The 19,200-nt window shown below is 75.4% G+C and carries 11 protein-coding genes; 9 read left to right on the plus strand and 2 right to left on the minus strand.

Translation table 11 applies throughout. The annotated features are described in order from the left end of the window. Positions 1 to 3 precede the first annotated feature (3 nt). The 3 genes from DDQ41_RS25515 to DDQ41_RS25525 are packed head-to-tail and all read left to right on the plus strand — an operon-like array spanning position 4 to position 2,776. Entirely contained in the window at positions 4 to 966 is a 963-nt protein-coding gene (locus DDQ41_RS25515) for an ABC transporter permease (RefSeq protein ID WP_162602738.1), read from the plus strand. Beyond that, positions 963 to 1,988: an ABC transporter ATP-binding protein gene (locus DDQ41_RS25520; RefSeq protein WP_109296551.1), complete on the plus strand. Its 1,026-nt coding sequence runs from the start codon at positions 963 to 965 to the stop codon at positions 1,986 to 1,988. Before DDQ41_RS25515 ends, DDQ41_RS25520 begins: the two co-directional genes overlap by 4 nt. Further along, entirely contained in the window at positions 1,985 to 2,776 is a 792-nt protein-coding gene (locus DDQ41_RS25525) for an ABC transporter ATP-binding protein (protein ID WP_109296552.1), read from the plus strand. Before DDQ41_RS25520 ends, DDQ41_RS25525 begins: the two co-directional genes overlap by 4 nt. A gap of 67 nt (positions 2,777 to 2,843) precedes the next feature. Here the strand turns inward: DDQ41_RS25525 and DDQ41_RS25530 are convergent, their stop codons facing one another. Continuing rightward, positions 2,844 to 3,815: a threonine ammonia-lyase gene (locus DDQ41_RS25530; RefSeq protein ID WP_262508685.1), complete on the minus strand. Its 972-nt coding sequence runs from the start codon at positions 3,813 to 3,815 to the stop codon at positions 2,844 to 2,846. Between the two features lie 261 nt (positions 3,816 to 4,076). On the opposite strand from DDQ41_RS25530, the gene DDQ41_RS25535 reads away from it, so the two are divergent. Continuing rightward, a complete protein-coding gene (locus DDQ41_RS25535) occupies positions 4,077 to 4,964 on the plus strand; it encodes a LysR family transcriptional regulator (RefSeq protein ID WP_109296554.1) in 888 nt (295 codons plus the stop codon). 388 nt (positions 4,965 to 5,352) lie between these two features. Here the strand turns inward: DDQ41_RS25535 and DDQ41_RS25540 are convergent, their stop codons facing one another. Then, complete coding sequence (locus DDQ41_RS25540) at positions 5,353 to 6,939, minus strand: (2,3-dihydroxybenzoyl)adenylate synthase (protein ID WP_109296555.1); 1,587 nt, start codon at positions 6,937 to 6,939, stop codon at positions 5,353 to 5,355. Positions 6,940 to 7,465: 526 nt separating this feature from the next. Between DDQ41_RS25540 and DDQ41_RS31465 the strand changes: the two genes are divergently transcribed. The 5 genes from DDQ41_RS31465 to DDQ41_RS25565 all read left to right on the plus strand — a co-directional run bounded on the left by DDQ41_RS31465 (position 7,466) and on the right by DDQ41_RS25565 (position 19,194). Continuing rightward, positions 7,466 to 8,215 carry a thioesterase II family protein gene (locus DDQ41_RS31465; RefSeq protein ID WP_162602739.1) on the plus strand — a complete coding sequence of 250 codons (750 nt, stop codon included), beginning with the start codon at positions 7,466 to 7,468 and terminating at the stop codon, positions 8,213 to 8,215. 7 nt (positions 8,216 to 8,222) lie between these two features. Further along, positions 8,223 to 9,308: an isocitrate/isopropylmalate dehydrogenase family protein gene (locus tag DDQ41_RS25550; RefSeq protein WP_109297943.1), complete on the plus strand. Its 1,086-nt coding sequence runs from the start codon at positions 8,223 to 8,225 to the stop codon at positions 9,306 to 9,308. After that, entirely contained in the window at positions 9,305 to 10,717 is a 1,413-nt protein-coding gene (locus DDQ41_RS25555; RefSeq protein WP_109296557.1) for an FAD-dependent oxidoreductase, read from the plus strand. Before DDQ41_RS25550 ends, DDQ41_RS25555 begins: the two co-directional genes overlap by 4 nt. After that, positions 10,708 to 11,040 (plus strand): antibiotic biosynthesis monooxygenase family protein, encoded by a 333-nt coding sequence (locus DDQ41_RS25560; protein WP_109296558.1) that lies wholly within the window; start codon positions 10,708 to 10,710, stop codon positions 11,038 to 11,040. The genes DDQ41_RS25555 and DDQ41_RS25560 overlap by 10 nt, the downstream gene beginning before the upstream one ends. Positions 11,041 to 11,415: 375 nt before the next feature. Further along, a complete protein-coding gene (locus DDQ41_RS25565) occupies positions 11,416 to 19,194 on the plus strand; it encodes a non-ribosomal peptide synthetase (RefSeq protein ID WP_109296559.1) in 7,779 nt (2,592 codons plus the stop codon). Positions 19,195 to 19,200: the final 6 nt, after the last annotated feature.

Consider the following 19,200-nt stretch of genomic DNA (forward strand, 5'->3'; position numbering starts at 1 on the left):
ACCGTGAACCCGACCGCACCCGTCGCCGACGAGGGCGCCCCGGCGGTGGCGCGCAGCATCCTCGCGCACACCCGAGGCGGACGCCGCGCGCGGGCCGCCGCAGCCGTCCGGGGCCTGCTGCGGGACCGCCGCGGCGCCGTGGGCGCCGGCCTGCTGGCCTTCTTCGCCGCGGTCGCGGTCCTCGCGCCCTGGCTCGCCCCGCAGGACCCCAGGGCCGCGGGCTCCTTCTCCACCGACATCCTCGCCCGGCCGAGCGGCTCGCACTGGCTCGGAACCGACGAGAACGGCCGCGACCTGCTCTCCCAGCTCATCCTCGGTGCCCAGGACACCATGCTCGTCGGCTTCACCGCCGCCCTGGTCTCCTCGGTGATCGGCACCGCGGTGGGCGTCGCCTCCGGCTACTTCGGCGGCTGGACCGACCGCCTGCTGAACGTCCTCAACGACTGGTTCCTGGTGCTGCCGATGATCCCCGTGACGGTGCTGGCCGCGAGCCTCCTGGGAAACCGGGCCGCCGGCCTCCCGCTGGGCCGAACCAGCGTACTGATCCTGGTCATCGGGCTCTTCGGCTGGGCGGGGACCTCGCGCATCGTCCGCGCGGAGGTCATGTCGCTCCGGGGCCGGGCCTTCGTGGAGCGCTCCACGGTCCTCGGCGCCGGCCGCCGGCGGGTGATCCGCACCCAGATCCTGCCGAACGTCATGCCCCTGGTCCTGGCCAACGCCGTCATCTACGTGGCGCTGGCGGTGCTCACCGAGTCGACCCTGTCCTACCTCGGCCTCGGCGACCCGGACCGCTTCTCCTGGGGCGGGATGCTCCAGTCGGCCCAGGACGCCGGGGCCATGGGCAGCGGAGCCTGGGGGTACTTCCTCGCCCCGGGCCTGTGCATCACCCTGGTCGTGCTGGGGTTCTCCCTGCTCGGCCACGCCGTCGAAAGCCGCGTCGACCCACGCACCAGGGAGCAGCGATGACCGTGCCCGACCCCGTAGACCGCCCCCTGCTGTCGGTCCGCGGACTCACCGTCGCCCGCCGCGGCCTCCCGGCCGCCAGGCTCGTCGACGGGGTGAGCTTCGACCTCCGCCGCGGCGAGGCCCTCGGCCTGGCCGGCGAGTCGGGCTGCGGAAAGACCACGACGGCGCTGGCCCTGCTCGGACTCCTGCCCGACGGACTGGTACGCGCGGGCGGCGAGATGCACCTCGACACCGAGCACGGGCCACGCCCCCTGCACACCCTGTCCGGCCGCGGCATGCGCGCGGTGCGGTGGCGCCGCATCTCCATGGCGTTCCAGGGCGCCATGAACGCCCTGGACCCGGTCATGCGGGTCGGCGACCAGATACGCGAGGCGATCCGCCTGCACCGGCCCGAACTGGACCGCACGGCGGCCGACACCCGGGTCGGCACGCTCTTCGAACAGGTACGCCTGGACCCGCGGCGGGCCCGCGCCTACCCGCACGAGTTCTCCGGCGGCCAGCGCCAGCGCCTCATGATCGCCCTCGCGCTCGCCTGCGACCCCGACCTGATCATCGGCGACGAACCCACCACCGCCCTGGACGTCATCACCCAGCGGCAGATACTCGACCTGCTGGACGAACTCCGCCGCGAACTGGGCCTCTCCGTGCTGCTGATCACCCACGACCTGTCCGTCCTCGCCGAGACCTGCGACCGCATCGCGGTGATGTACGCCGGGCGCATCGTCGAGACGGGCTCCGTGGACGAGGTGTACCGCGATCCCCGGCACCCCTACACCCGGCGTCTGCTGGCCTCCTTCCCCGCGGTGGGCGGACCCCGCGAACTACCGCCCCCGATCCCCGGCTCCCCGCCCGACCCGGCCGCCCCCGAACCCGGCTGCGCCTTCGCCCCCCGGTGCGACCGCGCCGACGACGTCTGCCGCACCTCGCCACCGGCGGCACGCACCGCACCCGACGGCACCCGAACCGCCCGCTGCCACCTGCTGCCCTGGCCCGCCACCTCGACACCGGAGCCCGCACGATGACCGACCACCCGCTCTTCGAGACCCGGGGCCTCGGCGTGACCTACCCCGGCCGAGGCCGCCGTGACGCCCCCGTCCACGCGCTGCGCGAGGTGGACCTCACCTGGGCCGAGGGAGAGGTACTCGGCCTCGTCGGAGCATCCGGCAGCGGCAAGTCGACCCTCGGGCGCACGCTGACGGGACTGCGGGAGCCCAGCCACGGCACCCTGCTGTTCGGCGGCGAGGAACTGACCGGCCGACGGGACCGGACCTTCCGGCGGCAGGTCCAGATGGTCTTCCAGGACCCCTACCAGTCGCTCAACCCGCGCCGCACCGTCGGCTCCCAGGTCATGGAGGGCCTGGACATCCACGGCATCGGCGCCTCGGAGGAGGAACGCGTCACCCTCGCCGTCACCGCCATGGAGCGCTGCGGACTGGCGCCGGCGGACCGCTACTGGCACCGCTACCCCCACGAACTCTCCGGCGGCCAGCGCCAGCGCGTCGTCATCGCCGCCGCCGTGGTCCTCGGACCGCGCGCGCTCATCTGCGACGAGCCGGTCTCCGCGCTCGACGTCTCCATCCGCTCCCAGGTGCTCGGCCTGCTCGCCGAACTCCGCCGAACCGAGGGGATCAGCCTGCTGTTCATCACCCACGACGTCGGTCTCGCCTGGGCGCTGTGCGAGCGGGTCGCCGTCCTCCACCAGGGCTCCGTCGCCGAGTACGGGGACACGGAGCAGGTGCTCGGCTCCCCCCGGCACCCCTACACCCGGGAACTCCTCGCGGCGGCACCCGCGCCCCCGGTACGGAGGTGACGCCGGCGGCACGCAGGCCGTCCGCCGGTGCGAGCCTGACGAAGGCCCGGCGGGCGGACGTCCCCGGTCACGGGCTGAGCGCCGGAGCCGCGCCCTCGCCCAGTGCGGTGCCGTCGCCCAGTGCGGCGATGTCGCCGGCGGAGGCGTTGCCGCCGGTGCAGACCACGGCGACGCGCTGTCCGGCGAACTCCTGCGGCCTGGCCAGCACGGCGGCCAGGGCGGCGGCCCCGGCGCCTTCGGCGAGGGTGTGCGCATGGCCGGCGAGCAGCCGCTGCGCCGCGGCGATCTGCGGGTCGGAGACGAGGTGGAAGCCGGCGAGCCCGGAGCGCATCACGGCTTGCGGCAGTGTGAAGCCCCGCCCGGTGGCCAGGCCCTCCACGGTGGTCCGGTCGGGGCGCCGGACGCAGGCGCCGTCCCGCCACGAGTCGTGCGCCGCCGGTGCCGCGGACGACTGCACCGCGATCACCCGGCAGTTCGGGGCGAGTTGCTCGGCGACCAGGCAGGCCGCGGCGGCTCCGGTGCCGGAGCCGACGGGCACCACGACCGCGTCGAGGTCGGGGCGGGCTGCGAACACCTCCAGATACAGGGTGCCGACGCCGGCCAGCAGGGCCGGGGTGTCGCCGGGGCTGACCAGTTGCCGGCCGCCGCCGGCCGCCAGTTGCTCGGCCCGCTCCTGCGCGGCGCCCATGTCCGCGCCGTGCAGGACCACCTCGGCGCCGAGCGCCCGGGCCGCCCGCGCCTTCGCCTCGGGGACCGTCCTCGGCATCACCACCGTGCAGGAGGCGCCGAAGGCGGCGCAGGCGTAGGCCAGCGACTGCGCGTGGTTCCCGGTGGAGTAGGTGACCAGGCCGCGGGCGCGCTGCTCCGGCGTCAGCCCGGCCAGCAGGGTCAGCCCGCCGCGCACCTTGAACGCTCCGACGGGCTGGACGTTCTCGTGTTTGACGTAGACGGTCGCGCCGGCCATCGCGTCCAGTACGGGATACGACCACATCGGCGTCGCGGGCAGATGGCCGGCCAGCAGGTCCCGGGCGGCGAGGATGTCGGCGAAGGCGGGAGGCCGTGGAGCAGGAGGCTGTGAGTCAGGAAGTCGTGAGTCAGGAGGCCGAGGGGCAGGAGGCTGTGAGTCAGGAGGCTGTGGGGCAGGAGGCTGTGGGGCAGGAGGTTGTGGGGCCCGAGGTTGTGGGGCCCGAGGTTGTGAGTCAGGAGGCTGTGGCATGCCGCCATCGTCCCGGCATGCCGTCCCATCGGTCCAATGCCAGTTCTCGCGGGCACCCATCAATCCCGTTGATATGTTTCCCCCATGCTCGACGTCACCCGCCTGCGCGTGCTCGCCGCGGTCGCCCGCCATGGCTCGGTCACCGCCGCCGCCCGCGCCCTGGGCTACGCGCAGCCGTCGGTCAGCCACCATCTGGCCCGGCTGGAGGCCGAGACGGGCAGCCGACTCGTCCAGCGAGTGGGGCGCGGCGTCCGGCTGACCGATGCGGGCCGGATGCTGGCCGAGCGGGCCGAGGAGATCCTGGGGCGCCTGGAGTCGGCCGAGGACGAACTCGCCGCCCACGCCGGACTGCACGCCGGACGGGTACGCCTGGCCGCGTTCCCCTCGGCCCTGGGCACGTTCGTCCCCCGGGCCGCGGCCGCCTTCGCCGCCGCCCACCCCGACGTCGAACTGCGCTTCACCGAGGCCGAACCGCCCGACGCGGCGCGGCTGCTGCGTTCGGGCGAGGTCGACATCGCCCTGCTGTTCAGCTACTCCGGCGCACCACCCGCCGACGACGGGCTGCGCCGGACGCCCCTGCTCACCGAACCCATCTACCTCGTGACCCCGGCCGGCCTGCCGGGCGACCGGATCGGCGACCACGCCGCCCGGCGGTGGATCACCGGGTGCGAACGGTGCCGCACCCACCTGGTGCGCTGCTGCGAGGCCGCCGGCTTCACCCCTGACATCGCCTTCACCACCGACGACTACGTCGCCGTCCAAGCCCTCGTCGCCGCCGGGCTGGGCGTCACGGCACTGCCCGGCCTGGCGCTGGCGGCCCAGCTCAACCCCGCTGTCAGGCCGGTACGCCTGCCGGGGCACGAGAGGGTGGTCAGCGCCGCCGTCCACGGGGAGCCACCGGACCCGCCGGGCGTCGCGGCCCTGCTCGGGCACCTCGCGAGGGCGACGGCCACGGCACTGACTCCGCTCTGAGGGACCGCCCGTCTGCCCCTCTGCCCGCCCGGCCGCCTGCCCGCCCGGCCTGACCCGGCCCCGGCACCAGGCGCGGCGCGCGTGCACCGGTATGCCGCCGCGCGGGCACGCGGGCACGCGCACCAGAAGCCCCCCGGAGTCGACTCCGGGGGGATGCCACCGCGCGGGCACGCGGGCAGACCGGCACGTGGGCAGACCGGCACGCCGGCACGTGGGCACGCTCGCACCGGTCGGTGGTGAGCGGGCGGGAACCCCGCCCCCGGTTCGGGCCCCGCTCCGGGACCAGCCCGGGAACCCGCTCCGGGACCAGCCCGGGAACCCGCCCCGGGACCAGCCCGGGACCCGCCCCGGGAACCCCTGGTGCGGAACCCGCCCGCCCCGGCCGTCGTCATCGCGCCGACGCGGCGGCCAGCGCGCGCAGCGCCTTCTTGTCGACCTTGCCCATCGGTGTGCGCGGCAGCCGCGGCACCGGGACCAGGCGGTCGGGGATCTTGTAGGTGGCTATGCCGCGTCCCCGGAGGTACTCCTTCACGGCGGCCGGACGGATGCCCGCCTCGGTGAGGACGACGAAGGCGTACGTCCGCTCGCCGAGCACGGTGTCCGCCACGCCTATCACGGCCGCGTCCTGTACGGCGGGGTGGGTGCGCAGCTGCCGCTCCACCTCCTCCGCCGAGACCTTCTCGCCGGCCCGGTTGATGACGTCCTTGATCCTTCCGACGATCGTGATGTTGCCGTCCGGTCTGCGCCGGACCAGGTCGCCGGTGCGGAAGAAGCCGTCCCGGGTGAAGGAGCGGGCGTTCTCCTCGGGGGCCCGGTAGTACCCGCGGATCGTGTACGGGCCCCGGACCTGCATCTCGCCCGCCTCCCCGTCGGGCACCGGGTTCCCGGACCCGTCGACGATCCGGATCTCGTCCTCCTTCGACATGGGGCGGCCGTCCGTGTTCACGGCTACCTCTTCCGGGTCGTCGAGCCTGGTGTGGGTCAGCAGCCCCTCGCTGATGCCGTACCACCGCTGGATCCGGCAGCCCAGGACCCGGCCCGCGCGGCCGGCCAGGTCCGGGTCGAGCGGGGCGCTGCCCACCTGGATCAGCAGGCGGGAGAGATCTCCGGGCGGTCGTCCGGAGTCGGCCCACAGTCGCAGCACCGAGGGCACGACCGTGGTCACCGTGACTTCCTCGCGGTGCATCAGCGGGAACACCTCGTCGGGCCGCACGCTGGAGGTGAGGACGGCCCTGCCGCCGAGCAGGAGACTGCCGAGCACCCCCGGGCAGGCCAGGGCGGCCTGGTGCGCGACGGGGTTGACGGCGAGATAGACCACGTCCCGGCCGACCCGCATCGCCTCCGCGGTGGCCCGCATGACGTACCCGTAGTCGTCGTGGGTCCGCGGGATCAGCTTCGGCAGCCCGGTGGTGCCCCCGGAGAGCAGGAACAGCGCGGGGCCGGACGGGTCCACCGGGGGCAGGGGGACGCCGTCGGCGCCCAGCGACTCCAGTGCGGTGAACTCCTGGGCGTCACCGCTGACGAGGACCCGAGGGCCCGGTGTGATCTCCCGGGCGACAGTGCGGAAGTCGAACCCGCCGAACTCGTCCTTCACCACGTAGGCCACCGCACCCGAGTGCGCGCACAGATGCTCGATCTCGGCCTTGCGGTGTCCGGGCAGCGCCAGCACCGGGACGGCTCCGGCCCGCAGCAGCGCGAAGACCAGGACGACGAACTCCGGGATGTTGGGCAGGTGCACGACCACCCGGTCCAGGGGCCTGACACCCAGCCCGATCAGCCCGCCGGCCAGCCGGTCCGCCCGCCGGGACAGCTCCGCGTAGGTCGTCCTGTGCCCGCCGCAGACCACGGCCACCCGATCGGCGTTGCGGGCGCACGACTCGTGCAGCAGGTCGCCGATCGGCCGGCCGAGCCAGATCCCCGTTCGCCGCAGGTCGGCCGCGAGGTGTTCGGGCCAGGGCACAAATCCGTCGAGCATGGTCGTGTTCCCTTTCGGCAGGAGCCGGGCGCGGACCGCCGGGCGCGGCGGCGGGCCGGTGTCCGGCTGCGGCGGTGGGCGCCGGCGTCCGCGTACGGCGGTGAGCCGGTGCCGGTGTACGGCGGTGGGCCGCCATCGGCTGCGGTGCGCCCGCCGGGTCCCTTCCTCCCGTGTGGTCGTCCCTCCCGCATCGTCTTCGCCGCGGCACTTCGCCCCGCGATCTCTTGCCGACATCTGTCGTGCGCCCGGCGAATCCGCGGCGAGCGGAAAGCAGCTGCGGCGGTGGGCGCCGGCGTCCGCGTACGGCGGTGAGCCGGTGCCGGTGTACGGCGGTGGGCCGCCATCGGCTGCGGCGCGTCCGCCGGGTCCCTTCCTCCCGTGTGGTCGTCCCTCCCGCATCGTCTTCGCCGCGGCACTTCGCCCCGCGATCTCTTGCCGACATCTGTCGTGCGCCCGGCGAATCCGCGGCGAGCGGAAAGCATGGGACGGGCGCGACGACGGACGGCCGACGAGAAGGGCGGAGACGATGAGCCGGATACGGGAACGCAGCTGGGTGCGGTCGCTGAACGCCGTCGACCGCCCCGACGCGCTTGCGGTGTGCTGCTTCCCCCACTCCGGGGGCTCCGCGACCACCTTCGGCGGGTGGTCCGCCGCGGTGCCCTCCGACGTGTCGCTCACGGCCGTGCAGTACCCGGGCCGCGGCGACCGCTTCGCGGAACCGCCGGTGGACGACGTGGCCGCGATGGCCGGCTGCGCCGCGGCGGAGCTGCTGCGGCTCCCGCCGGCCCGCCGGGTGCTGTTCGGGCACAGCCTCGGCGCGCTGGTCGCCTACGAGACCGCCCTGCTGCTGCGGGACGCCGGTGAGGAGCCCCTGGCGCTGTGCGTGTCCGCCGCGCTGCCGCCCGGGGAGATGAGCGACAGCGGTGTCCACCTGGCGCCCGACGACGAGTTCTGGGCGACGCTGTGCGCGCTGGGCGGCATCGAGCCCGCCGTCGCCGACAACGCCGAGCTGCGCGAACTCCTCCTGCCCACGCTCCGCTCGGACCTGCGGACCCACGCGGAGTACCGGCCCCGCCCCGGCACCCGTCCGCTGTCCTGCCCGGTGCGCTGCTACCACGGCGTGGGCGACCCGCTGGTGGACGTGGAGCGGCTGGCCGGCTGGGCGCGCGTCACCTCCGGCGGGTTCACCCGGACCGTGCGGCCGGGCGGGCACTTCCATCTGACCCGTGACGTCGGGGGACTGGTCGCGGACGTGCTCGGCCAGGGCCGGGCGTGAGGCGGCCGTGACCACCGTCGCCGTGATTCCCGGGGACGGCATCGGCCCGGAGGTGGTCGGGCCGGCGCTGGACGTCCTGGACGCCCTCGGCCTGGGTGTGCGGACCGACGTCCTGGACCACGTCAACGCGCGGACGTATCTGCGCACCGGGGCGGCCATGACCGGGGACGACCTCGACCGGGTCCGGCGCAGCGGGGCGACGCTCCTCGGCGCGGTCGGGGATCCCCGGCTCAGCGGCACCGGGTATGTGCGCGGCGTGCTGACCACCCTGCGCGCCGAACTCGACGTCTATGTCAACTACCGGCCCGCCAGGCTCTGGCACGACAGGCTCAGCCCGCTGCGCGACCCGGCGCGTCGGGCGGTCGACTGCGTGATCGTCAGGGAGAACACGGAGGGGCTCTACAGCGGCATCGGCGGCGGCTCGCGCGCCGGGACCCCCCACGAGATCGCCATCGACGTGGACCTGAACACCCGTCGGGGCGTTTCACGCGTGCTGGAGTTCGCCTTCTCCGTGGCGCGCAGGTCGGTGTGCCTGGTGGACAAGGCGAACGCGGTGCGCAACGGCGGACGGCTGTGGCAGCGCTGCTGGAGCGAGGCGGTCGCGCGGTATCCGCACGTCGAGGCGTCCCACCTCTACGTGGACACTGCCGCGATGCGGCTGGCCACCGATCCGGCCGCCTTCGACGTCATCGTCACCAGCAACTCGTACGGCGACATCCTGAGCGACCTCGCCGCCGCGCTCGCCGGGGGCATCGGCATGGCCGCGTCGGCGAACCTCAACCCCGCGACCGGGCAGGGGCTGTTCGAGCCCGTGCACGGCAGCGCCCCGGACATCGCGGGTACCGGCACCGCGAACCCGCTCGGCGCGATCCTCTCCGTGGCGCTGCTGGCCGAGCACCTGGGGCGGGCCGAGGAGGCGGACGCGGTCCGCCGGGCGGTCGCCGCGGCCGTGGCGGCGGGCCGGGTCACCGCCGATCTCGGCGGGTCCCTGAGCACCGGGGAGGCGGGCGGCGCGGTCCTGGCGGAACTCGGGCAGCCGGCGGGGCGGGCGCGTACCCGGCGGCGGAACCACCGGCTCGGGGAGGACGGATGAGCGGCCGTGACGCCGCGGACGGGAACGGCACCCGCCGCACGGAAACGGAAGGGGACCCGGAGACCGTCGTCGTGGGGGCCGGCCCGGTGGGCGCGGTCACGGCGCTCTACCTCGCGCCCCGCTTCGGACCGGTCACCCTGCTGGAGAAGCGGGAGGATCCGCGGCGGGCGCCCGGCGGACAGGGCCGGTCGCTCGTCGTGATGCTGTCGGCGCGCGGCTGGCGCGCCCTGTCCGACCTCGGCGTCGCGGACGCGGTGCGCGGGATCTGCGTCCCCCTGCACGGCCGCCGCGGGCATCTGCCGGACGGCCGGACGCGGTTCACCCCCTACAGCCGGGACGGCCGGCCCATCTGGGCGGTGGAGCGCGAGCGGCTGCACCGCATCCTGCTGGACGCGGCGGAGGCGGCCCCGGGTGTCCGCATCCGCTTCGGGCAGCGCGTGCGCTCGGTGGACCTGGACGAACCCGCGGTACTGGTGGAGGACCGGCACGGGCGGTACCGGCTGACGTGCCGCCGGGTCCTGGGCTGCGACGGCGCGCACTCCGCCGCCCGGGCCGCCCTGGTGGCGCGCGGCACCCGGGCCGAGGTGCGCACGCTGGACCTGGCCTACCAGGAGATCGACGTGCCGGGCGGCCGGCTGGACGGGGCCATGACGCACTACTGGCCCAGCGGTAGGGCGATGTTCGCCGCGCACCCCCTGCCGTCGGGGAGGTTCTCCGGTTCGCTGTTCATGCGCCGCGAGGGCCCGGCCCCCTCCTACGCCGCGGCCGCCGGCGGACGGGACCTGTACGGGATGTTCGCCGCCCACTTCCCGGAGCTGACCGGGGCCGTCCCCGACATCGCGGAGCAGCTCGCCGTCAAGGCGGTCTCGACCCTGACGGCCGTCCGCTGCGACCGGTGGGTCTGGCAGGACACCTTCGCGCTGCTCGGCGACGCCTGCCATGCGATGGCGCCCTTCATGGGACACGGCATGAACTGCGGCTTCGAGGACGCCCGGGTCCTCGCCGGCTGCCTCGGCGCCGCAGCGGGCCGGGCAGCGGGCCTGGCGGCGGGCCTGGCCGCCTACGAGAAGTCCCGGATCGAGGACGCCGACGCGATCTCCCGGCTCTCCTACCGGCACTACTTCACCATGGCCGACCCGCGCCGCGCGGAGACCGCCGTGGACGTGCTGCGCGGGCGGCTGACGGCCCTCTTCCCCGACCGGTTCGTTCCGCTGTACGAGCGGTGCGCCTTCACCGAGGAGGGCTATGCCTCCGTACTGCGCGACGAGCGGCGTCTGGACCGGCTCGCGGCGGACCTGCTCGAACGGCACGGCACCGCGCTGGTCTCGGCGTCCGACGACCGGTTGAGCGCCTGCACCCGATCCCTCGTCCCGGACACAGCCACCCTGGAGGACACCGGATGTTCGTGATCCTGTTCACGTCGCGCCTCTCCGAGGAGGCGGGCGAGGAGTACTACGCCACCGAGGAGCGGTTGCAGGAGCGGCTCCGGGCCGTCACCGACTCCGACCCGGTGGAGGTCAGGCACTACACCGGGGAGGACGGCGAACGCCTCACGGTCATGCTGTGGCGGGACGCGGAGACCCTGGAGAGGTGGCGTGCCGACCCCGGGCACCGGGGGGCGCAGCGGCTGGGGCGGGAACGCTGGTACTCCGCCTACGAACTCACCGTCGCCGAGGTGCTCCGGACCAGCGCGGGCGGGGCCGGCGGCACGGTGCCCGGGGAGCCGCGCTGAGGGCTGTCCCGTCGCCGGGCGCCCGCCGGGGCCCGGTGCCGGGTCCCGGGTCCCGGCGGTGGTCCGGTGCGGCCCCGCGGCGTCCGGTGGCGGCGATCCGTCCGGCGTGTGTTTCCGGTCATGTCGGCGGGAGGCGGAGGAGGCGTGCGGGAAAGCGGGGACACGTGGTCCGCGGACGTGCTCGGGAACGGCGCGGCGGGCCGACCGCGGCCGGGCCGCGGGGTCCGGCCCGCGGGCTTCGGGGGTGGCCGAATTCTGTTCGGATCTCTGGCCAACATCTTTCATCCCCGTTGATCAGCCCTGTGGCCGCGGCAAGCATCGGCACCGTGAGTGGCCGTTGACCTGGAACCACCGTCTAACCGGAGGGAAGGCCTGATGGGTTGCAACGGCGCCACGACCGCGCAGGAGGCCATGTGGCTGGCGCAGGAACTCGCTTCGGACGTACCGAACAACGTCGCCACCCTCTGGGACGTCGACGGCGACCTGGACACCGCCCTGCTCGCGGAGGCGCTCCGGGCGGCCGTGGCGGAGGCGGGCGCGCTGACGGTGAACTTCCGCCGGGACGACGACGGGCTGCGGACGGTCCCCCGGGACCCGGCGGGGTGGGAGCCGTTCCGCCTCGACGTCGGCGGGGCCGCCGACCCCGCGGACGCGGCCCGCGAGATCGTCGCCGGCCTGGTGCGCCGGCCGTTCGACCTGGCCGGGGAAGCCCTCTGGCGGATCGGCACGATCCGCACGGGCCCCGGGCGCCATCTGCTCGTGCTGGTCTTCCACCACATCCTCACCGACGCGTTCGGCGTCCTCACCCTGCTGTCCGGGCGGATCGCCGAGATCTACCGCGCGCTGCACGCGGGTTCCGCGCTGCCCGGGGGCGCCCCGAACCCGCCCGCGGACGCGGCCGGAAAGGACGCCGCCTACCGGGTGTCGAAACGTTTCGCCGACGCCGAGCGGTTCTGGCGGGACTACCTCGCCGGCGAACTGCCCGCCGCCCGGCTGCCCACCGGCGTCCGCCCCGATCCCGACGGCCCCGCCGGCGGGCCGGGGTACTGGGACGGGCTCACCGCACCGCAGGGAATGGCCACCCGCACCGCGACGGTCCCGGCCGGTGAACTCGCCGCCTGGGAACACGCCGCCGAGGCGGCCGGGACGGCGCTGCCCGACCTCGTCGCCTCGGCCGCCACCGCCTTCCTGCGCCACCTGTGCGGTCCCTCCGAGCCGCTGCTCACCATCACCGTCAACCACCGGGTCGGCGCCCTGCGCCGCTCCCCGGGCCTGCTCTCCAACCGCGTACCGCTGCGAGCGCGGGTGGACCCCCAGGCCGACTTCGTGGAGCTGGCAGAGTCGCTCGGCCGGGAACGCCGCCGCGTCCTGCGGCACTCCCGGCACGACATCTCCCTGATCAAACGGGCCACCGGCCACGCCGGCGACGTACGCAGCCCGTTCGGCGCGGTCGTCAACGTGCTCCCCTCCGTCGAGGCGCTCGATCTCGCGGGTGCCCGCGCCCGTTTCGCAGGCGGTACCTTCGGCGTGATCGACGAGGTCATGGTCTGCGTCTACACCGACGGCGGACCCTGCAGCGACCTGTACGTCCGCTTCGACGCGCCGCGGGCGGAGTACGACGACCAGGACGTCGCCGGGCTCGCCGGCCGGTTCGTGACCTTCCTGCGCGCGGCCCTGGCCGACCCGCGCACCCCGGTCGGGGACGTGTCGGTGCTCGGTGCCGCCGAACGCCGCGCGCTGCTCACCGCGTACGCCGGGCCCGCGGTGGCCCCGCCGCCCGCGACCCTGGCCGAACTGCTCGTCCGGCAGGCCCGCGCCACCCCGGACGCCGTCGCGGTGGTTTTCGAGGACACCCGGCTGACCTACCGGGAGCTGGACGAGCGCGCCGGCCGGCTCGCCGCGCTGCTCCGCGAGCGCGGTGCCGGGCCCGAGCGGTTCGTCGCGGTGGCCGTACCCCGCTCCCCGGAACTGGTCGTCGCCCTGGTCGCGGTGCTCAGGGCGGGCGCCGCCTATGTGCCCGTCGACCCGGACTACCCGGCCGCCCGGGTCGCGTACATGCTCGCCGACGCCGGGCCGGCGCTGCTGCTCACCGTCAAGGACACCGCGGACCGGCTGCCGCGCACCGGCGTCCCCCTGATCACGCTCGACGAACTCCCGGTCACCGACGCTCCCGTCCCGGTCGCCCCGCACCACACCGGGCACCCGGCGTACATGATCTACACGTCGGGATCGACCGGGCGGCCCAAGGGCGCCGTCGTCACGCACGCCGCGATCGTCAACCGGCTGCGCTGGATGCAGGACCGCTACCGGCTGGACGGCTCCGACCGGGTCCTCCAGAAGACCTCCGCCTCGTTCGACGTGTCCGTCTGGGAGTTCTTCTGGCCTCTGACCACCGGCGCCACCCTCGTGGTGGCACCGCCGGACGGGCACCGCGACCCGGGCTACCTCGCCGGGCTGATCCGGCGGGCCGGCGTCACGACCGTGCACTTCGTCCCCTCGATGCTGGCCGAGTTCGCCACCGAGGAGACGGCCGCCGCCGCCACCGCTCTGCGCCGCGTCCTCTGCAGCGGCGAGGCGCTCCCCGCCGGGCTGGCGGCGCGGTTCCACCGGCTCTTCGGGGTGCCGCTGCACAACCTGTACGGCCCGACGGAGGCGGCCGTGGACGTCACCGCCTGGCAGTACCGGCCCGGCGCGCGCACGATACCGATCGGCGCCCCGATCTGGAACACCGCGCTGTACGTCCTCGACGACCGGCTCCGGCCGCTTCCCCCCGGGGTCTTCGGCGACCTCTACATCGAGGGCGCCGGACTCGCCCGGGGCTACCACGGCCGCCCGGCCCTGACCGCGGAGCGCTTCGTGGCCTGCCCGTTCGGCCCGCCCGGGCGGCGCATGTACCGGACCGGCGACCTGGCCCGCTGGAACGCCGGCGGCGAGCTGGAGTTCGCCGGCCGCGCCGACGACCAGGTCAAGATCCGCGGCTTCCGGGTCGAACCGCAGGAGATCGAGGCCGCCCTGACCGACCACCCGGGAGTGCTGCGGGCGGCCGTCGTCGCCCGGCCCGGCCGGGGCGCCGACGGGGCCCTGCAGCTCTTCGCCTACGTCGTCCCGGACACCCGCGGCGGCACGGAGTGGGACCTGCACGCCGGTCTCGACGTCGCCGGGCTGCGCGGCTTCGCCGCGGCCCGGCTGCCCGCCCACCTGGTGCCCGCCGCCTTCGTCGCACTCGACCGGCTGCCGCTGACCGCCAACGGCAAACTGGACCGGGCCGGGCTGCCCGAGCCGGAGTTCGCCGGGCGCGCCCACCGGCCGCCCCGGACCGGTGGGGAGCGCCTGCTGGCCGCCGCGTTCGCCGAGGTGCTCGGCCTGGGCCGGATCGGCGCCGACGACGACTTCTTCACCCTCGGGGGCGACAGCATCCGGGCGATCCAGGTGGTGGCCCGCGCCCGCGCCGGCGGCCTCGCGCTCAGCCCGCGCGCCGTGTTCGAGTGCCGCACCGTCGCCGCGCTCGCCCGGGCCGCGGTCCGCGACACCGCCCCGGCGCCCCTCGCCGAACTCGACGGCGGCGGGACCGGTCCGCTGCCACTCCCCCCGATGGCCCGGCTGCACGCCGAGCGCGGCCCCGGTCTGGACCGGCTCGCACAGTGGCTGGTGCTGGAACTGCCCGCGGGGGTGCACCTCCCCGGTCTCACCGCGACCCTGCGCGCCGTCCTCGACCGGCACGACGTGCTGCGCTCCCGGCTCACGGACGACGGCCTGCTGGTGCCGCCGCCCGGCACCCCGGACCCCGCCGCACTGGTCAAACGGGTCGGCTGCCCCGGGGACTGGGACGGTGAGGACTGGGGGACCCTGCTCCGCGCCGAGGCCGCCGACGCCGTACGGCACATCGACGCCCGGGCCGGCCGGATGCTCCGGCTGGTCTGGTTCGACGCCCCCGGCGGACCCGGGCGGCTGCTGGTCGCGGCCCACCACCTGGCCGTCGACGGGCTGTCCTGGCGGGTGCTGCTGCCCGACCTGGCCGCGGCCTGGTCCCGGGTCCGGGACGGCCGGACGCCCGAACTGCCCCCGGTGGGGACCTCCCTGCGCCGCTGGCTGCGGGCCCTGGCGGACGAGGCGGCCCGGCCCGGACGCGCCGCGGAGGTGCCGCTGTGGCGCGAGCTGCTCACCCCGCCCGTCGCCCCGGTCGGCTCCCGGCCGCTCGACCCCCGGCGGGACCTGACCGCCACCACCGGCACCGTGCGCGTGGAACTCCCGGCCGACCTCACCGAGGCCGTCCTGACCTCCGTACCGGCGGCCTACCGCAGCGGCGCGGACGACGTACTGCTCACCGCCCTCGTCCTCGCACTGGCCCGGCGGCGGCGAGGCGTCACCGACGGCGCCACGGTCGTACGGCTGGAGGGGCACGGCCGGCAGGAGGAGTTGGTCCCGGGCGCGGACCTGTCCCGCACGGCCGGATGGTTCACCACGGTCACCCCCGTCCGGTTCGACGTCTCCGGGATCGACGTCGACGCCGCGATCGCGGGCGGGGCCGCCGCGGGCGACGCCCTGCGGAGGGTGAAGGAGCAGCGCCGCGCCCTGCCCGAGGGCGGCATCGGCTACACACTGCTGCGGTACGTCAACGACGAGACCGCGGCGCTGCTGCGCCCGTACCCGGCGGACGAGATCGGCTTCAACTTCCTGGGCCGCTTCTCCTTCGAACGTCCCGGGCCGGCGCCCGGCCCGGACCGGGACGGCGGCTCCGGATGGACCCCGGCGCCCGAATGCGCCGAACTGGTCGCCGCACCCGCGGCGGACATGCCGGCCCCCTGCGCGCTCGAACTGAACTCGCTGGTGACCGGCACCGGCGGCGGCGCCCGGCTCACCGCCCTGTTCACCTTCGCCACCGGAGTGCTGACCTCCGGCGAGGTCCGCGCCCTCGCCGGCACCTGGTGCGACGCCCTGCGCGGGTTGCAGGGCCTGGTCGCGGCCGGCGGGCACGGGCTGGCCCCGTCCGACGTGCCGCTGGTGAGCGTCCGCCAGGACGAACTGGACGGCTGGGAGCGGCGCTTCGGGCGGGTCGGCGACGTATGGCCGCTCACCCCGCTGCAACACGGCCTGCTGTACCACACGATGCTCGCGCGGTCCGCGTCCGAGGCGTACCAGACGCAGTTCGTGTTCCGGCTCGAAGGCCCGCTGGACGCTACGCGCCTGCGGGCCGCGGCCCGCGCCCTGCTCCGACGGCACCCGAACCTGCGGGTCGCGTTCCTGCCGGGCGCCACCGGCGAGCCCGTGCAGATCGTCGTGGAGGACCTCCCGCTCCCCTGGCGGGAGGTGGACCTCACCGGCCGGTCCGGCGCCGGGGCGCGGCTGGCGGAGATCCTCGCGGAGGAGCGGGACACCCGCTTCCGCCCCGACAGTCCGCCGCTGCTGCGCCTCACCCTCGTCACGCTCGGGCCCGGACGCGCCGAACTGGCCCTCACCGCGCACCACGCGCTGTTCGACGGCTGGTCGGTGCCCCTGATCGGGCGCGAACTGATGGACCTCTACGCCGCCGGGGGCCACGACGGCGCACCGGCAGCCCCGCACGGCTACCGGGACTTCCTGAGCTGGCTGTCGCGGCAGGACAGGGCACGCTCCGCCCGGGCGTGGGCCGGGGAGCTGGCCGGGGTGGCGGAGCCCACGCTTCTGGCGCCCACCCGGCCGGCGCCCACCCTGCCGGCGGCCCGCCCGGCGGGCGGCAGCGATCAGGTCGACGCGGCGCTGGCCGGCGAGGACGCCGCCCGGCTGGCGCGCCGGGCCGCGGAGTGGGGCGTCACCCCCAACACCCTGGTGCAGGGCGCCTGGGCGGTGGTGCTGGCGCAGCTGACCGGCCGTGAGGACGTGCTGTTCGGCGCCACGGTCGCGGGGCGGCCCGCGGGGCTGCCGGGAGCGGACTCGACGATCGGCCTCTTCATCAACACGGTGCCGGTACGGGTGCGGTGTGCGCCGGGCGACGGGGTCCGGGAACTGCTCGGGCGGCTCCAGGACGCCCAGGCGGGCATGCTGGACCATCACCATCTCGGGCTCGCGGACATCCAGCGGGCGACCGGTCTGAGCGCCCTGTTCGACACGCTCGTGGTGTTCGAGTCGTTCCCCGTCGACCGGTCCGGCCGCCCGTCGGCGGACCTGGCCGTGACCGGCATCCGCCCGTACGCCCCGCCGCACTACCCGCTGACCGTGATCGCGGCGGCCGACCCGCTGCTGCGGATCTCCTTCCAGTACCGGCGGGACGTCTTCGAGCGGACCGCCGTGGAGGCGGCCGCCGGCCGGCTGGTGCGGGTGCTGCGGCAGATGGCCGCCGATCCGCACACCACCGTCGGCGCGATCGACGTGCTGTCCGGTGCCGAGCGCGAACAGGTGCTGCACGGCTGGAACGACACCGCGGTCCCGCCGCCCGAGCGGACCGTTCCCGAACTCGTCGCGGTTCGGGCGGCGGCGGCGCCGGACGCGGTCTGCGTCGAGTTCCGCGGGCGGCGTCTGACCTACCGGGAGCTGGACGAGCGGTCCGGCCGGCTGGCGCACTGGCTGGCCGGGCAGGGGGTGGGCCCGGAGTCGCGGGTCGTGGTGCTGCTGCCCCGCTCGGCTGACCTGGTGGTGGCCCTGCTGGCGGTGTGGAAGGCGGGCGGCGGCTATGTTCCGGTGGACCCGGACTATCCGGCGGCCCGGGTGCGGGCCGTGGTCGAGGACTGCGCACCGGTGCTGGTCCTCGACGAGGAGCGGCTGGCCGGGGTCGACCTGTCGGCCGGATCCCCCCACCCCGTCCGCGGCCCGCGTGTCGCCGTCGGCGCCGACCACGCCGCGTACACCGTCTACACCTCCGGCTCCACCGGGACCCCCAAGGGCGTCGTGGTCCGGCACGGCTCCCTGGCGACCCTGCTGACCGCGATGCAGGATCGTTTCACCCTGACGCCGGAAGACCGGCTGCTGGCCTGCGCCACCGTCGCGTTCGACATCGCGGCGCTGGAACTCTTCCTGCCCCTGACGACCGGTGCCCGGGTGGTGCTGGCGGGCAGGGAGGACATCACCCAGCCCTCGGCCCTGCTCGACCTCGTCGAGCGGTCCGGAATCACCGTCATGCAGGCCACCCCCGCGCTCTGGGAGACCCTGGCCGCCCATGTGCCGGCCTGCCTGACCGGGCTGCGGGTGATCTCCACCGGAGAGGCCCTGCCGCCGGCCCTCGCCGAGACCCTGTGCGAGCACGCCGCCGAGGTCACCAACCTCTACGGTCCCACCGAGACCACCGTCTACGCCACCGCCGCCCGCCTGGTCCCCGGCACCCGCGGCATGCCTCCCTCCGTCGGCGGTCCCGTCGCGGGAACCCGGATCCTCGTCCTGGACCGCACACTGCGCCCGGTGCCGCCCGGCGCGACCGGCGACCTCTGGATCGCCGGCGAGGGCCTGGCCCGCGGCTACCACGGCCGGCCGGGGCTGACCGCGGAGCGCTTCGTGGCCTGCCCGTTCGGGCCGCCCGGCACGCGGATGTACCGCAGCGGGGACCTCGCCCGCTGGACGGACTCCGGAGAGGTGCAGTACCTCGGCCGGTCCGACCACCAGATCAAACTCCGCGGCTTCCGGATCGAACCGGCCGAGATCGAGCAGACCCTGACCCGCCACCCCGCGGTCCGCCGGGCCGTCGCCGTCGCCCGCGAGGACCGGCCCGGCGACCGGAGGCTGGTGGCCTACGTGGTGCCGGAGGCCGGCACCGAGCCGCCGGGCGCGGAAGCGCTGCGGGAGGCGGTGGGGGAGCGGCTCCCGGGCTACATGGTCCCCGCCGCTTTCGTGGTGCTCGAGGAACTGCCGCTGACGCCGAACGGCAAGCTCGACCGCCTCGCGCTGCCCCGGCCGGAATCCGGAGGGGACGTGCACCGTGCTCCCCGCACCCCCCGGGAGAAGGCCCTGTGCGCGCTGTTCGCCGAGGTCCTGGGGGCTGAACGGGTCGGCCTCGACGACGACTTCTTCGTCCTGGGCGGGCATTCGCTCCTGGCCACCAGGCTGGTGGCCCGGGTGCGCGCGGAGCTGGGCGTGGAGATCCCCATGCGGACCCTCTTCACCGCCCCCACCGTCGCCGGACTGGACGGCCGCTGGGCCGAGATGTCGGCCACTTCCCGAAAGCCGCTGCGGAGAATGACCGGAAGGTAGGAAACA

The organism is Streptomyces spongiicola, assembly GCF_003122365.1.
In the GTDB taxonomy this organism is placed as follows: domain Bacteria; phylum Actinomycetota; class Actinomycetes; order Streptomycetales; family Streptomycetaceae; genus Streptomyces; species Streptomyces spongiicola.

Coding starts and splice junctions, on each gene's coding strand:
- DDQ41_RS25525 (WP_109296552.1), top strand. CDS start 1,985: ATGACCGACCACCCGCTCTTCGAGACCCGGGGCCTCGGCGTGACCTAC.
- DDQ41_RS25535 (WP_109296554.1), top strand. CDS start 4,077: ATGCTCGACGTCACCCGCCTGCGCGTGCTCGCCGCGGTCGCCCGCCAT.
- DDQ41_RS25520 (WP_109296551.1), top strand. CDS start 963: ATGACCGTGCCCGACCCCGTAGACCGCCCCCTGCTGTCGGTCCGCGGA.
- DDQ41_RS25565 (WP_109296559.1), top strand. CDS start 11,416: ATGGGTTGCAACGGCGCCACGACCGCGCAGGAGGCCATGTGGCTGGCG.
- DDQ41_RS25540 (WP_109296555.1), bottom strand. CDS start 6,939: ATGCTCGACGGATTTGTGCCCTGGCCCGAACACCTCGCGGCCGACCTG.
- DDQ41_RS31465 (WP_162602739.1), top strand. CDS start 7,466: ATGAGCCGGATACGGGAACGCAGCTGGGTGCGGTCGCTGAACGCCGTC.
- DDQ41_RS25560 (WP_109296558.1), top strand. CDS start 10,708: ATGTTCGTGATCCTGTTCACGTCGCGCCTCTCCGAGGAGGCGGGCGAG.
- DDQ41_RS25555 (WP_109296557.1), top strand. CDS start 9,305: ATGAGCGGCCGTGACGCCGCGGACGGGAACGGCACCCGCCGCACGGAA.